This window comes from uncultured Tateyamaria sp., assembly GCF_947503415.1.
GTDB lineage: Bacteria > Pseudomonadota > Alphaproteobacteria > Rhodobacterales > Rhodobacteraceae > Tateyamaria.
Map to the genome: position 1 here is coordinate 664,490 of NZ_CANNDS010000002.1, position 14,415 is coordinate 678,904.

The 14,415-nt window shown below is 62.1% G+C and carries 12 protein-coding genes; 7 read left to right on the forward strand and 5 right to left on the reverse strand.

Annotated features, from left to right (window positions below):
• Window positions 1–73 precede the first annotated feature (73 nt).
• The 3 genes from putA (at window position 74) to Q1A32_RS14515 (ending at window position 4,668) form a co-directional block, all read left to right on the forward strand.
• Window positions 74–3,484, forward strand: a complete 3,411-nt coding sequence (gene putA, locus Q1A32_RS14505; RefSeq protein WP_299654519.1) for a bifunctional proline dehydrogenase/L-glutamate gamma-semialdehyde dehydrogenase PutA — start codon at window positions 74–76, stop codon at window positions 3,482–3,484.
• A 96-nt stretch (window positions 3,485–3,580) separates the two neighbouring features.
• The gene (locus Q1A32_RS14510) at window positions 3,581–4,315 is read left to right on the forward strand and encodes a rhomboid family intramembrane serine protease (protein ID WP_299654522.1); all 735 of its coding nucleotides are present in this window, start codon (window positions 3,581–3,583) and stop codon (window positions 4,313–4,315) included.
• Entirely contained in the window at window positions 4,312–4,668 is a 357-nt protein-coding gene (locus Q1A32_RS14515) for a GFA family protein (RefSeq protein ID WP_299654526.1), read from the forward strand. Before Q1A32_RS14510 ends, Q1A32_RS14515 begins: the two co-directional genes overlap by 4 nt.
• Here Q1A32_RS14515 and Q1A32_RS14520 read toward each other — a convergent pair.
• Complete coding sequence (locus Q1A32_RS14520) at window positions 4,665–5,435, reverse strand: SDR family NAD(P)-dependent oxidoreductase (protein ID WP_299654529.1); 771 nt, start codon at window positions 5,433–5,435, stop codon at window positions 4,665–4,667. The genes Q1A32_RS14515 and Q1A32_RS14520 overlap by 4 nt on opposite strands.
• 90 nt (window positions 5,436–5,525) lie before the next feature.
• Here Q1A32_RS14520 and Q1A32_RS14525 point away from each other — a divergent pair, with 90 nt between their 5' ends.
• Window positions 5,526–6,434 carry a LysR family transcriptional regulator gene (locus Q1A32_RS14525; protein WP_299654532.1) on the forward strand — a complete coding sequence of 303 codons (909 nt, stop codon included), beginning with the start codon at window positions 5,526–5,528 and terminating at the stop codon, window positions 6,432–6,434.
• On the opposite strand, the gene Q1A32_RS14530 is transcribed toward Q1A32_RS14525, so the two are convergent.
• A complete protein-coding gene (locus Q1A32_RS14530) occupies window positions 6,431–7,216 on the reverse strand; it encodes an inositol monophosphatase family protein (protein ID WP_299654535.1) in 786 nt (261 codons plus the stop codon). The genes Q1A32_RS14525 and Q1A32_RS14530 overlap by 4 nt on opposite strands.
• 109 nt (window positions 7,217–7,325) lie before the next feature.
• Between Q1A32_RS14530 and Q1A32_RS14535 the strand changes: the two genes are divergently transcribed.
• Complete coding sequence (locus Q1A32_RS14535) at window positions 7,326–8,363, forward strand: NADP-dependent oxidoreductase (protein ID WP_299654538.1); 1,038 nt, start codon at window positions 7,326–7,328, stop codon at window positions 8,361–8,363.
• A gap of 126 nt (window positions 8,364–8,489) precedes the next feature.
• Here Q1A32_RS14535 and Q1A32_RS14540 read toward each other — a convergent pair whose 3' ends face one another.
• Window positions 8,490–9,395, reverse strand: coding sequence for a LysR family transcriptional regulator (locus Q1A32_RS14540; protein ID WP_299654541.1), 906 nt, complete (start codon window positions 9,393–9,395; stop codon window positions 8,490–8,492).
• Window positions 9,396–9,485: 90 nt separating this feature from the next.
• On the opposite strand from Q1A32_RS14540, the gene metF reads away from it, so the two are divergent.
• Together metF and Q1A32_RS14550 are read left to right on the forward strand one after the other, a co-directional pair.
• Window positions 9,486–10,355 (forward strand): methylenetetrahydrofolate reductase [NAD(P)H], encoded by an 870-nt coding sequence (gene metF / locus Q1A32_RS14545; protein ID WP_299654544.1) that lies wholly within the window; start codon window positions 9,486–9,488, stop codon window positions 10,353–10,355.
• Between the two features lie 130 nt (window positions 10,356–10,485).
• Window positions 10,486–10,968, forward strand: coding sequence for a PaaI family thioesterase (locus tag Q1A32_RS14550; protein WP_299654547.1), 483 nt, complete (start codon window positions 10,486–10,488; stop codon window positions 10,966–10,968).
• A 35-nt stretch (window positions 10,969–11,003) separates the two neighbouring features.
• On the opposite strand, the gene Q1A32_RS14555 is transcribed toward Q1A32_RS14550, so the two are convergent.
• Window positions 11,004–12,095 (reverse strand): DUF2235 domain-containing protein, encoded by a 1,092-nt coding sequence (locus Q1A32_RS14555; RefSeq protein WP_299654550.1) that lies wholly within the window; start codon window positions 12,093–12,095, stop codon window positions 11,004–11,006.
• On the reverse strand, window positions 12,073–14,370 hold the full coding sequence (locus Q1A32_RS14560; protein ID WP_299654553.1) for a xanthine dehydrogenase family protein molybdopterin-binding subunit: 2,298 nt from the start codon (window positions 14,368–14,370) through the stop codon (window positions 12,073–12,075). Before Q1A32_RS14560 ends, Q1A32_RS14555 begins: the two co-directional genes overlap by 23 nt.
• Between the last annotated feature and the right edge of the window lie 45 nt (window positions 14,371–14,415).

Here is a 14,415-nt window from a genome sequence, read left to right on the forward strand (position 1 = left end):
CCTTTTTACCAAATTCGATAATTTCGACTGCTACTCTGGTGATATACTTCTCCAAATGGCAAAGGAAAGCGCAATGGCACGTGACATGGACCTTGAACTGGCCACAAGGCTCGACACAGGCATGTATGCCGACCCGGAGACTGTGCTGGCGGATCTCACCAAGACTGCCGACCTGTCTGATATGGATCGGGCTGCGATCTGCACAAGGGCTGCAACTCTGGTCACCGCGATCCGCACGCAAGCAGCCCCCGGTCTTATGGAAACATTCCTTGCCGAATACGGCCTCTCGACAGACGAAGGCGTGGCCCTCATGTGCCTGGCCGAAGCACTTTTGCGCGTGCCGGATGCCGACACGATAGACGCGTTGATCGAGGACAAGATCGCACCCTCTGACTGGGGCCGACATCTGGGGCGCTCCACCTCATCGCTGGTGAATGCGTCCACATGGGCGCTGATGCTGACCGGCCGCGTTCTGGACGATGACCAACCCGGTCCCATCGGTCACCTGCGCGGGGCCATCAAGCGATTGGGCGAGCCGGTGATCCGCACTGCTGTGTCCCGCGCGATGAAGGAAATGGGACGGCAGTTTGTGCTGGGCGAGGATATCGACAGCGCCATGGACCGCGCCGCCGGGATGGAGGCCAAAGGCTTTACCTATTCCTACGACATGCTCGGCGAAGCCGCGATGACGGATGCGGACGCGCGGCGGTACCACCTGAGCTATTCGCGCGCCATCTCCGGCATCGCGCGGGCATGTACCCACGACGACATCCGCGAGAATCCGGGAATTTCAGTCAAGCTCTCTGCCCTGCATCCGCGTTACGAACGCGCGCAGGAAGACGCCGTGATGCGTGACCTTGTCCCACGTCTGCGCTCGCTTGCCCTTTTGGCCGCTTCGGCAGGCATGGGCCTGAATGTGGACGCCGAGGAAGCCGACAGGTTGTCCCTCTCGCTTCAGGTGATCGACGCGGTTCTGGCAGAGCCGGCGCTGGCCGGATGGGACGGTTTTGGTATCGTTGTGCAGGCGTATGGCCCGCGTGCGGCCACGGTGATCGACACCATCCATGACATGGCCGAACGGCACGATCGCAATCTGATGGTCCGACTGGTCAAGGGCGCCTATTGGGATACCGAAATCAAGCGTGCGCAAGTCGAAGGCGTTGCAGGCTTCCCGGTGTTCTCTCGCAAAGCCGCCACAGACGTGTCCTATATCTCCAATGCGCGCAAGCTGTTGGGCATGACCGACCGGATTTACCCGCAATTCGCCACGCACAATGCACACACGGTCGCGGCGATTCTGCACATGGTCGGGGATCAACCGTATGAATTTCAACGCCTGCACGGGATGGGCGAAGCGCTGCACACGATGGTGCTGCGTGACAACGGCACGCGCTGCCGCATCTATGCCCCCGTGGGTGCGCACCGCGATTTGCTGGCTTACTTGGTGCGTCGCCTGCTCGAAAACGGGGCGAATTCCAGCTTCGTGAACCAGATCGTGGACGAGGATGTTCCGCCAGAGGTGGTTGCCGCCGATCCGTTCGCCGCCTTGGCAGACACCGCGCTCACCATTCCCGAAGGCCCGGCCCTGTTCGCGCCGGAGCGGCGCAACTCGATGGGGTTCGATCTGTCGCACACGCCAACCCTTGCCCGGATCGAACATGCCCGCGCGCCTTTTGCATCGCATCAATGGCAAGCGGCATCACTGACTGTCAGCGCTGCATCTGGCGCAACCGCTGTTGTTTCAAACCCTGCAAACCCCTCAGATCAGGTCGGCGATGTGACCTGGGCCATACCGCAACATGTCGTCCAAGCCTATGCAGATGCGCAGCCATGGTCCGCAACCGCACGGGATCGTGCGCACATCCTGAATGCGGCTGCCGATCTTTACGAAAATCATTTCGGAGAACTGTTTGCCCTGCTCGCACGTGAGGCAGGCAAATCTCTTCCCGACGCCGTGGCTGAATTGCGCGAAGCGGTGGACTTTCTGCGCTACTACGCCACGCAAGCGGATGGCCAAGCCCCTGCCGGGACCTTTGTTTGCATCTCTCCGTGGAATTTCCCGTTGGCCATCTTCACGGGTCAGATTGCGGCGGCTTTGGCGGCGGGCAACGCGGTTCTTGCCAAACCCGCCGAACAAACCTGCCTTGTTGCACATCGCGCGGTCCAGTTGATGCACGAGGCGGGCGTACCCGCGTCCGCGTTGCAGCTCATCTTGGGTGCAGGCGACATCGGCGCCGCGCTCACCGGCCACGTTGACGTTTCAGGCGTGGCCTTCACAGGCTCCACCGAAACCGCCCTGCGCATCCGCGCAAGCCTTGCAGAGCATGCCGCCCCCGGCGCGCCGTTGATCGCGGAAACGGGCGGTCTGAACGCCATGATCGTGGACAGCACCGCCCTGCCCGAACAGGCGGTGGGCAGCATCGTGGAAAGCGCGTTTCAATCAGCCGGACAGCGGTGTTCCGCCCTGCGTTGCCTTTATGTGCAAGAGGACATCGCCCCCCACTTCACCGAGATGCTGATCGGGGCCATGGATGCCTTGCAGATCGGGCAACCCTGGCATCTTGCAAATGATGTTGGCCCCGTCATCGACGCAGAGGCGCATGCCGGGATTGAGGCCCATATTGCCACGGCCCGCAATGAAGGGCGCCTGCTCCACCAGCTCAAATCCCCGACAGACGGCCATTTTGTTGCCCCCGCCCTCATCCGGGTGAACGGGATCGCAGATATCGAGCGCGAGGTGTTCGGTCCCGTTCTGCATATCGCCACTTACAGCGCACGCGATCTGGATCACGTCATCGACGCAATCAACGACACGGGATACGGGCTGACATTTGGCTTGCACACCCGGATCGACGACCGGGTCCAGCACGTGACGGACCGGATCGGTGCGGGCAACATTTACGTTAATCGCAACCAGATCGGGGCCATCGTGGGAAGCCAACCCTTTGGCGGACATGGGCTTTCGGGCACGGGCCCCAAAGCGGGCGGGCCCGATTATCTGATGCGCTTCCGCGCGCCGGCACCTGCTCAAAGCAAAGGCACCTGGACGGGGTCTGCACCCCTTCCGCCACTGCCTGAAATGACAAACGGCGCGCAAAGCAGCACAGCCTTGCCCGGTCCAACGGGTGAATCCAACCTGCACAGCCGCCACCCCCGCGCCGCTATCCTGTGCGCGGGCCCGGGGCCAGAGACCGCAAAGGCGCAATATGAAGCGGTCACAGCGCTTGGCGGCAACGCGGTAGTGGCCGATGGCGACGTTGATCCCGACGCCCTTACAACCGGTCCCGCCTATGGCGGTGTCCTGTGGTGGGGGGACACAGACACCGCGCGGGCGATCGGCCAAGCGCTCGCCAAACGCAACGGGCCCATCCTGCCGCTTATCACCGGGCAGCCGGACCGCGCGCATGCGCTGATCGAACGACACGTCTGCGTCGACACAACCGCGTCAGGCGGCAATGCAGCCCTGCTTGGGGCCGCCAGCTGATCCGGAGACACCGTTCCCTCTGAAAACGGGGCGGAAACCTCACCTGTTTCCGCTTCGCCCCTTGACCACAGCCTGCCCCCGACCAAGTGTCGGGGGATGTTTCCGATCCGTGATCACAACCCCTCGGGCCGCACGCCCTATGTCACCTACGCCCTGATGGCGATCAATGTGATCGTGTTTCTCAGCTATGTGGGTCTGTTTGCGGACGAACGCGCGCTCAGCCGCTTCTTCTTTGACTATGCGGCCATCCCCGCGCGGGTGCTGTCCGGAGATGGGCTGTCGACACTGGTCACATCCATGTTTCTGCACGGAGGGTGGCTGCACCTTGGCGGCAACATGCTGTTCCTCTACATCTTCGGCGACAATGTCGAAGATGAGATGGGCCATGGGCCGTTCCTTGGCTTCTACCTCACCACCGGGGTCGCGGCGGGTCTGATACACATCCTTTCGGCCCCCGGCTCTACCGTTCCTGTCGTGGGCGCATCAGGGGCCATCGCCGGGGTGATGGGGGCGTACCTGCTGCTCTTTCCCAAGGCGCGGATCGACATTCTACTGATCCTCGTCATCATCTTCCGGATCTTTCCGATCCCGGCATGGATCATGCTTGCGGTCTGGTTTGGCATGCAATTCATCGGTGGTGTGGGCAGTGACCCTGACACCGGCGGCGTCGCCTATTGGGCGCATGCAGGTGGCTTCGTGGTGGGTGTGGTCCTGACGATCCCGCTTTGGTTGCGCTTGGGCGGTCCGGGCTTTTGGCGGCGCACCGACGGGCACCCGCCGCACCCGGAGGCGCGATATACATCCTCCAGCATCCCAAAGGTGCGCCGATGAAAGCGACCTGTCATTGCGGGGCTGTCGTGCTTGAGGTCACCCTGACCGACGGGCTCGCGACGGCGGGGCGCTGCGATTGTTCGTTCTGTCGCCGACGCGCGGCCCCGGCTGTTACAGCGCCCAAGAACGGCGTGACCATCCTAAAAGGCGCGGACAAGCTGACGACCTACCAATGGGGCACAAAAACGGCCAAGCACCATTTCTGCAGCATCTGCGGTATCTACATGTACCACAACCGCCGCTCCGACCCGAATGAGATCGGGGTGAACATGGGCACGCTCGACGGGGTGAACCCCGCCGAATATGAACCCATCGCTTGGACGGATGGTATCAACCACCCCTCGGATCGCTAAAGGAACATTCCGCCTGATGCTTCAAGACGTTGGCCTGTGACCCATTGCGCCGACGGGCTGGCAAGAAAGGCGATCACCCCCTCCACATCGTCGGCCCGCCCGACCCGGCCCTGCGCGGTGTTGCCCGCAATGACATTCACGACCTCAGGATGTGCGTCGAAATTGGCGCGGTTGAAGTCCGTATCCAGCGCCCCCGGTGCCACCACATTCACTGTGATCCCGCGCGGTCCCAACGTTTTGGCCAGATACAAGGCCAGGGCGCCCAGTGCAGCCTTAGATGCGGCATAGGCCACGTAGGGCGGCAAGGCAAAACGGGTCAGCCTAGTGCCCAGAAACAGGATGCGGCCATCATCATTGATCCGATCCTGCAAGGCTTGGGTCAGAAAGAACGCTGATTTCAAATTGGTGTCCATGATGGCGTCCCAATCGGCCTCGGCCACAGCGCCAAAGACACCACCACGCTCAATCCCGGCGTTGTTCACCAAAATGTCGATGCGGTCATGGCCCAGCACCGCGTGGCCCGCCTGCGCCAACCGCTCTACAAAATCCGGGATTGCAGCTGTGCCTTCCAGATCAACTTGCAAGGCTGCCGCCTTCCGCCCCATTGCTTCGATCTCGGCCACGACAGCCTCGGCCTCCTTGGCTTTGCTGCGATATGTCAGGATCACATCGGCCCCTTCCCGCGCTAGACGCAAGGCCGTGGCACGGCCAAGGCTGCGGCTGCCACCAGTGATCAGGGCCGTCTTTCCAGTCAGGTCAAAGGTCATTTTCATTCTCCTGTGTGTTCGACTGATACAGACCTAAGCGTTGCGCGAATGGTTGAATATTGACCCGATCCGCAGCATGATGTTGCGTAAATGGCAACGCCTGACAGCTACAGCACCGAACGCACCTTCCTGCGAATTGTCGAACTCGGCTCTATCCGTGCCGCCGCACGCGAGGCCGGGGTCGAACCCTCATCCCTGTCGCGCAAACTGGCGCGGCTCGAAGTGCGCCTGGGCACCCAGCTGATTGACCGGGCAGCGCAAAGCACCACAGACGCGGGCCAGCTATACTACAACAAGATGCGCACCCTGCTCAGCCAGATCGACGCGTTGGAAGCGGCGGTGGCAGGCGACGCTGGCAAGCCCCAAGGCACGCTGCGCATCGGAGCGTCCATCGACTTCGGCCAAGCCTTCGTCGCGCCGTGGCTGACACGGTTTTGCCAAATGCACGATCAGGTTCAGGGGCAATTGACGCTGGACGCACGCCACGTGGATATGGTCGAGGCCGGGCTCGATCTCACCATTCGCATCGGCATCTTGCCCGACAGCGCATTGATGGCGCGCAAGCTGGGCACCGCGCACCGCGTTTTGGTGGCCTCCCCCGACTACCTTGCGCGCAGGAGTTTACCGGAAACCGCCAGTGATCTGGCCGCACATGACCACGTTCTTTACCTTCCTGAACACGCACACAGGCCCCTGCGCCTGACAGACGCCAACGGCAAGGAACACAGCATAAAACGACAGGCCAAACTGACCATCGGCGCGGTGCGTTCCATCGCTCAGGCGGTGGCGGCAGGCATGGGCATCCACGCAGGTCCCCGCTGGGCCTTCGCCGAAATGCTGAAAACCGGAGAGGTCGTCGAAGTGCTGCCCGACCACAGCCAACCGGCACTACCAATTTACGCCGTCTGGGCACCCGTCGCAATTCAACCTGCGCGCATCCGCGCCTTTGTCGATTTCGCGGCGGAAGAGATCAAACAGATCCCATCCCTCAGGGACTAGACGCGTATGATCTTGGCCAGCTGCGGGAACATATGCTCGTTGGCACAGATGATCTCACCATCCTCAAGGATGCTGTTGCCTTCGGTCAGCGGCTCCACAAAGCCACCGGCCTCACGCACAATCAACAGCCCAGCGGCCAGATCCCAGGCGTTCAAACGACGCTCCCAATAGCCGTCATAGCGACCGGCAGCGACGTAAGCCAAATCAAGCGCCGCCGACCCAAACCGCCGCACACCCGCGCAGGTGGGCATCAACCGCGCCAGTTCCTTCAACGTCTCGGGCAGGTCCGACCGCCCGCCAAAGGGCAGACCGGTTGAAAACACACACTCGATCATCTTGCGCCGCCCCGACACACGCAAGCGGCTGTCATTCATAAAGGCACCCAGACCCTTCTCGGCAAAGAACATCTCGTCCTTGGCGGGGTCATAGACAACGCCTGCCACGACCTTGCCCTTATGCTCCAACGCAATGGACACAGCCCAATGGGGCAGCCCGTGCAGAAAATTCGTGGTGCCATCCAGCGGATCCACAATCCAGCGGCGCGTGGGGTCTTCACCCTCTTCCTCGCCGCCCTCTTCGGCCAACCAGCCATAGGTGGGACGTGCTGTGCGCAACTCTTCCTTCAGGATCGCCTCAGCGGCCAAATCAGCCTTCGACACAAAGTCGCCCGCGCCCTTCATGGACACCTGCAGGTTCTCCACCTCGCGGAAGTCCTTGACGAGGCTCCGACCCGCCTTGCGCGCGGCCTTCATCATGATGTTGAGATTTGCGCTGCCTTGCATGGGACGCTCCGGGGATGGGAAAGATCAAGGGCGCGCTATACGCCGCGGTTACACGGTTGCCAAGGGGGCACGGGACTGATCGACTGGCACCAACAGGAAAGGACACCAAATGCCCGACCAGATGCAGCACATCACCCTTGCCAGCCGCCCCACAGGCGCACCGACGCCGGACAACTTCAAACTGGAAACCGCCCCCATCTCCGACCCCGGGGCAGGCGAAGTTCTGATCCGCGTCCACTACATGTCTCTTGATCCCTACATGCGCGGACGTATGGACGACGCCAAATCCTACGCCGCCCCCGTGCCCATCGGCGGCACAATGGAAGGCGGCGGCGTGGGCGAGGTGCTGACCTCAAACGCCGACGGCTTCGCACCCGGTGACATGGTGTTCGGCATGTTCGGCTGGACCACGCACGCGGTGGCAGACGGCAAAACGCTGCGCAAACTCGACCCGAACATGGGGCCCGTGACGGCAGCACTCGGCGTGCTGGGCATGCCCGGCTTCACCGGCTGGCATGGGCTCATGGAATACGGTCGGCCCAAGGCGGGCGAAACACTGGTCGTCGCTGCAGCCACCGGCCCTGTCGGCTCCATGGTTGGGCAGCTTGCCAAATCGCTGGGCCTACGCACGGTCGGCATCACCGGAGGTGCCGCCAAATGCGCGCTCGCCACAGACACATTCGGTTTCGACGCCTGCATCGACCACCGCGCCCATTCAGACGCCCGCGCACTCCGCGCCGCACTGAAAGAGGCCACACCAAATGGCATCGACATCTATTTCGAAAACGTGGGCGGCAAGGTGCTCGAAGCGGTCATGCCGCTGATGAACCCCCACGGGCGCATCCCGGTCTGCGGCATGATCTCATGGTATAACGCGGGCGGCTTGGGCGCAGGCGCAGACACGCCGCTCTCTGCGCCCGCCCTCTGGCGACCGATCCTCGTGAAATTCCTGTCCGTAAACGGCTTCATCATCTCGAACCACTGGGACCGCTACCCGACCTTTCTCACAGAAGTCGGCCCAAAAGTCATGAGCGGCGAGATCAAGGTCGTCGAAGACATCGCCGAGGGTCTGGAAAACGCCCCCGCAGCTTTCATAGGACTGCTCGAGGGCAAGAACGTCGGCAAACAGATCGTCAAACTGATCTAAAAGACCAAACGGGTCGGCGGGCGCGAGACTCCATGCTTGAGCAAGCTCAAGCATTCTGTCTCGTGACGCGCGCTTCGCACGCTGAGGCGCATTTGCGAAGCAAACAGTGCCGCCCCGACCTACACCTCAAGCCGCCTGCAACTTCCGCGCTTCAACCCGCGCCAGATCAAGCAGCTTGTCCATATACGGCTTGCCCAGATCATCATCCCGCACCGCCGCATAAAGACGCCGGGTTAGCCCATTCTTGGTCAAGGGCCGGGTGACATAATCGCTTGAATACTCCACCTCACGCACCACCCAATCGGGCAGCACAGACACCCCCCGGTTCGACGCAACGAGCAACAAAATAACCGCCGTCAATTCCGCCTGCCGGACGGCCGCAGGCTCCACCTTCGCCGGGATCAGCAACTGGCTGAACACATCCAAACGCGCCCGCTCCACCGGATAAGTGATCAACGTCTGATCCCGAAAATCCGCGGCATCAATATAGTCCTTCTGTGCCAGCGGATGGGTCGAGGAGGCCACAAAAACCGGTGCGTAATCAAAGAGTTCCACAAATGTCACGCCGGGCAGGTCCTCCGGATCCGAAGACACAACCAGATCCACCTCCTCCTTCATCAACGCAGGCAACGCGTCAAAGGCAAGGCCCGGTCGAATGTCCACATCCACATCCGGCCAGCTCTTGCGAAACATCTCCAGCACGGGAAACAGCCACTCGAAACACGCATGACACTCAATGGCGATGTGCAACCGCCCCGATGATCCATCGCGCAGACCCGTAAATTCCGCCACCGCCGCCTCGACCTGCGGCAGCACCTGCTCGGCCAGCCGCAAAAGGCGCAGCCCCGCCGCCGACAGCTTCAAGGGCTTCGACCGCCGCACAAACAACTCCACGCCCGCCTGCTCCTCCAGCCCCTTGATTTGATGGCTCAGCGCGGATTGCGTGATGTGCAACTGATCTGCCGCACGCGCCAACCCACCCGCCTCATGAATGGCCTTGATCGTGCGCAAGTGACGAAACTCGATATGCATACGGAACTCATGTTTATGTTGAGAGTTATGAATTTGCCTCAACATACTCCGTCCGACATACTCCGAACAACCCCAAAGGAGCCTGCCGCCATGCCCTCGCCCACCGTCGCGCTGTCGTTCGAGACGTTTCCCCCAAAGTCACTGGATGCCTCGTTCCACCTCTGGGACACGGTGCAGGCACTGGCCCCGCTCGACCCACGCTTCGTCTCCGTGACCTATGGCGCAGGCGGCACCACACAATCGCTCACCCAGGAAGCGGCACAGACCCTGCGCAAAACATCCGGCCTTCCGGTGGCAGCGCACCTCACCTGTACCGGCCAAACCCGCGATGACGTGCTGCAAACCGCACGCGCATATGCCGACAGCGGTGTGAAAGACATCGTGGCGCTGCGCGGCGACGCCCCAAACGGCGAGGCATTCGCCCCCCACCCCGAAGGGTTCGCCAACAGCGTCGACCTGATCCGCGCGCTGGCGGACATGGATCAGTTCACCATCCGCGTCGGTGCCTATCCCGACAGCCACCCCGACGCCACCTCGGCCCAGCAAAACATCGACTGGCTCAAGGCCAAACTCGACGCAGGTGCCTCCGAGGCCATCACCCAATTCTTCTTTGAGGCCGACAGTTTCCTGCGCTTCCGCGATACCTGCGCGGCGGCGGGCATATCGGCGCCCATCACCCCCGGCATCTTCCCCGTTGCCAACTGGACCCGCGCCCGCAGCTTTGCGGACCGTTGCGGCACACCCATCCCCGTCGCCACCGCAACAGCCTTTGACCGCGCCGACCGCGAAGACCGCGCACAACTCTTCGCGCTCACCCATTGCGCCGATCTCTGCGACACACTGATCACCGAAGGCGTAGACAAACTGCACTTCTACACACTCAACCGCCCTGACCTGACACTCAAGGTCTGCCGCGCCCTCGGCCTCGTCCGCCCCACCCAAATGCGCAACGTGGCCTGATCCCCTTTCATCTTGCCAAATAAACTCCGGGGGGCCCGGCACGGGCGGGGGCTGGCCCCCTCCACATTCGCCACTAGACCAATCGGTCTGGCCCCGCTACCGTCCCGGCACCACCAGCCGGAGACGCCCTATGCCCCGCATCGCCCAGACCCTCAGCGACCTACCCAGCCAGGATGACCTCCTGTCCATGTCGGGGCTCGCGTTCATGCAGGGCATCCTTGACGGCACAGTGCCCGGCCCACCCATTGGACACACGCTAGGCTACGCGCTGCACGCGGTCAAAGACGGCGAGGTGACCTTCCGCGGCACGCCCGAATTTGACGTGACCAACCCGATGGGCACGGTGCATGGCGGCTGGTACGGTACCTTGCTCGACAGTGCGATGGCTTGCGCTGTGATGACCAAAGTGCCCGCCGGATCGGTCTACACAACGCTGGAATACAAGATAAATATTACCCGCGGCATCCCACTGGGCATGGAAATCGCCTGCACAGGGCGCACCGACCACACAGGCCGCAGCACCGGCGTGGCGAGCGGAGAGATCAGAGGCGTCGAAGACGGCAAACTCTATGCCACAGGCTCAACCACCTGCATCATCATGAAACTGCGCTGATACGGGACGGCGGGCGGGGCGATTTTAGCCAAGGGCTAAAGAGCGTCCGCCCCCGTGCCCCGCAAACTGGCAACCCGGTCCAGCAAGGTGGGGCTTGGCGGCGCTTGCGCCACAGACGGATGCACACGCTCGGACGGATCACACCCCACAGTGCGCGCCTTGCGTGTGACCAACCACTTGCCCAGACCAACAAAGCTGCCCATGGACGGCGCGCTCACATCCTGCGGGAACCGCTCGGGCCACCCTTCGGGCAGGGGCAAACCACACCAATCCGCTTGCTCCAGCATCCACACCAAAGGGATATTGGCCAAAGGGCGCGAGGCACGACGGCCGGACAAATGCCCGCCGATGTCACCATGCACGCCGCGGAACCACATCTGCACCAGATGCCCGTCCCAATCGTCGGTGGTGTCCCACATCACGGGGGCATAGGCGACACGGGTCTCATTCCGGGCAATGGCGTGAAAGCCGTGCTTCACCGAATTGCCAAGCTGATGGTTGTGAAAGGCGTGGCGCGGCGCACTCAAGCGCCACAGAAACGGCATGTTCAAGCCAAGGGATTTTACCGTATCCCACACGCCGATCATCTCGATCTCCACCGCCTCGTGGCAATTGTTGCGCACAAAGATACGCGCAGCATCGCCTTTGGGATTGCACTCATAGTGCCGGTACACATCCCGAATATTGCGCTCGGTCGCGGCCTCGGGCTTCAACAGCCCCACGCGGTCGATGATTCCCGCCAGTGACCGCACGGCATAGGCCCCGCGCGAGAACCCGAACAGAAAAACCTTGTCCCCGGGGCGGTAGCGCGACGACAAATAGCCATAGGCGCGCCGGATCTGCCGGTTGATCCCACGGCCAAACACGACGTCACCGGCCTTTCGCCAATGCGACCACTGCAAACCCGGCTCGTAATACAGCGACACCTGGCTGCCCATCTCGCCGAGCAATTTGGCCGTCAGCCCGGCATTTGTCTCGTCGCCGGGCTCAAGCGTGGACATGGTGCCGTCAATGATGATGACATGGATCGTCTGACCGCGCGCAGGCGGGTCAACTTTTGGCAGACCATCCCCGAACCGGCTTCTCAGCCAGTGCGAGATGGTGTTATTCAGCCGCGATCGGAACATCCTTCATCAATTCCCAAACCTTTACCGGTGTAAATGGCATATCTGCCTGCCGCACGCCGTGCTCCCACAGCGCATCCTGCACCGCATTGGACACCGCGGCCAACGCTCCGACCGTACCAGCCTCGCCGCACCCTTTCATGCCCATGACATTCGCGGTTGACGGAACCGGTTCAGACGTGAACCCGATGTAGGGAACGTCATCGGCCCTGGGCAAGGCATAGTCCATGAACGATGCCGTGAGAAGTTGGCCGTCCTCATCGAACTGAACATGCTCGGTGATCGCCTGACCAATGCCCTGCACAACACCGCCATGCACCTGACCCTCGGCCAGCATCGGATTGATAAGATTGCCAAAATCATCCACCACGGCATAGCGGTCCACGGTGACAACGCCGGTCTCGGGGTCGACCACAACCTCTGTAACATGACAGCCGTTCGGAAAGCTGCGCGCCTCCAGCGTGGTGCGCTTTTCATGGACCAGCAGGTCCTCGCGCCCCTTCTCACGGGCAAGGTCAGCCACCTCCAGCATGGTGGGCGTCATGTTCGACCCCTCCATACGGAACCGTTCGTCATCAAAGGAGATATCCGCCGCAGGCACACCCTCTTCTTCGCTCAGGAAGGCGACAAACGCCTCGCGCATCGCATCGACCGTGGCCAGCGTCGCCGTGTTCTGCGTGGTGACAGACCGGGACCCGCCCGTGCCGCCGCCCTGCTTGATCCGGTCACTGTCGCCCTGCACCACGTCGATCAGATCAACCGGTATCCCGGTCTGATCCGACAGAAACTGGGCGTAGACGGTCTCATGTCCCTGCCCGTTCGATTGGGTGCCAACATAGATGTTCACACGGCCCTCATCCGTATACTCGACCTTTGCGCTTTCCGAAGGATCGCCCAAAATACTTTCGATATAGTAACACAAGCCAATGCCCCGCAGACGCCCCTCTGCCGCATCGGCAGCCTTGCGCGCAGCAAAACCGGGGATATCCGCCTCGGCCTCGGCCCGGCGCAGAACCTTGTCGAAATCGCCCACGTCATAGGTCTCGTCCACAAGCGTCTTGTAGGGAAATTGATCCGGCTTGATGAAGTTGATGCGGCGCAGCTCCAGCGGGTCCACACCCAGCTCGCGCGCGGCACGGTCCATGGCCCGTTCCAGGATATAGATCGCCTCGGGCCGCCCCGCGCCCCGGTACGCGTCCACCTGCGTGGTGTTGGTGTAGTACCCCACCGACCGCACATAGGCCGCAGGCATGTCGTACACGCCGGTCAACACGCGGGAAAACAACTGCGTCTGGATCGCCTGGGCATATTGCGAATTATAGGCGCCCATGTTGGCCTCTGTGAACACACGGTAGCCCAGAATGTGGTTGTTCTCGTCAAAAGCCAGTTCGGTCAGCGACGTCAGATCGCGCCCGGCATTGTCCGAGAGCATCGCCTCGGTCCGTTCCGACATCCAGCGCACCGGACGCTTCAGCGCACGCGCGGCAAAGGCCACCACGAAATACTCCGGATACATGAACGCCTTCATGCCAAACCCGCCGCCCGTGTCGGGGTTGGTCACACGCACATCGTCTTCGGAAATGTTCAGCGCCTTTGCCAACGTGCCTTTCGGTCCCCACACACCCTGACCGTTGATGGCCACATGAATGCGGTCGCCCTCAGGCTCGGCATAGCAGCCGCGCGGCTCCATGGAACTCACGATCACCCGGTTATCGCCAACATCCAGCGACACCACGCGCGCCGCCTTTTCAAAGGCAGCATTGGTGGCCTCCTCGTCCCCAAGGCCCCAATCATAGGCGACGTTGTTTGCCGCAACCTCATGCACCGGCTCACCGCCCGCGCTCATATCCATCTTGGCGGGCAGGTCGTCGTAATCCAGCAGGATCAGCTCAGCCGCATCCCGCGCCTGCGCCAGCGTGTCCGCCACGACAACGGCCACCGGCTCACCAACAAAGCGCAAGCGCTCCCGCGCCAGGATCGGACGCTCGGGATCCGCGCCATCGGTGCCATCACGGTTCTTGATCAACGCCGCAGGCATCCGCACGTTCATACCAGCGCTTTCCAGATCGGCCAGCGTGTACACCGCATGCACACCTTCCGCCGCGCGCGCATCGCTCACATCCAGTTCGGTGATCACCCCGTGCGCGACCGGCGACCGGAACACGAATGTCTGCAACGCATTGGCCGGCGCCACATCATCTACATACCGCCCCTCGCCAGTCAGAAACCGCACATCCTCGCGGCGTTTCACGGGTTGGGATTTGCCGAACTTGTCCATGGGAAAACTCCTGTCAGCCAGAGGGCATCGTTAGCGGCGAACCTA

Coding starts and splice junctions, on each gene's coding strand:
- putA (WP_299654519.1), top strand. CDS start 74: ATGGCACGTGACATGGACCTTGAACTGGCCACAAGGCTCGACACAGGC.
- Q1A32_RS14540 (WP_299654541.1), bottom strand. CDS start 9,395: ATGCATATCGAGTTTCGTCACTTGCGCACGATCAAGGCCATTCATGAG.
- metF (WP_299654544.1), top strand. CDS start 9,486: ATGCCCTCGCCCACCGTCGCGCTGTCGTTCGAGACGTTTCCCCCAAAG.
- Q1A32_RS14535 (WP_299654538.1), top strand. CDS start 7,326: ATGCCCGACCAGATGCAGCACATCACCCTTGCCAGCCGCCCCACAGGC.
- Q1A32_RS14555 (WP_299654550.1), bottom strand. CDS start 12,095: ATGTTCCGATCGCGGCTGAATAACACCATCTCGCACTGGCTGAGAAGC.
- Q1A32_RS14520 (WP_299654529.1), bottom strand. CDS start 5,435: ATGACCTTTGACCTGACTGGAAAGACGGCCCTGATCACTGGTGGCAGC.
- Q1A32_RS14530 (WP_299654535.1), bottom strand. CDS start 7,216: ATGCAAGGCAGCGCAAATCTCAACATCATGATGAAGGCCGCGCGCAAG.
- Q1A32_RS14525 (WP_299654532.1), top strand. CDS start 5,526: ATGGCAACGCCTGACAGCTACAGCACCGAACGCACCTTCCTGCGAATT.
- Q1A32_RS14550 (WP_299654547.1), top strand. CDS start 10,486: ATGCCCCGCATCGCCCAGACCCTCAGCGACCTACCCAGCCAGGATGAC.
- Q1A32_RS14515 (WP_299654526.1), top strand. CDS start 4,312: ATGAAAGCGACCTGTCATTGCGGGGCTGTCGTGCTTGAGGTCACCCTG.
- Q1A32_RS14560 (WP_299654553.1), bottom strand. CDS start 14,370: ATGGACAAGTTCGGCAAATCCCAACCCGTGAAACGCCGCGAGGATGTG.
- Q1A32_RS14510 (WP_299654522.1), top strand. CDS start 3,581: ATGTTTCCGATCCGTGATCACAACCCCTCGGGCCGCACGCCCTATGTC.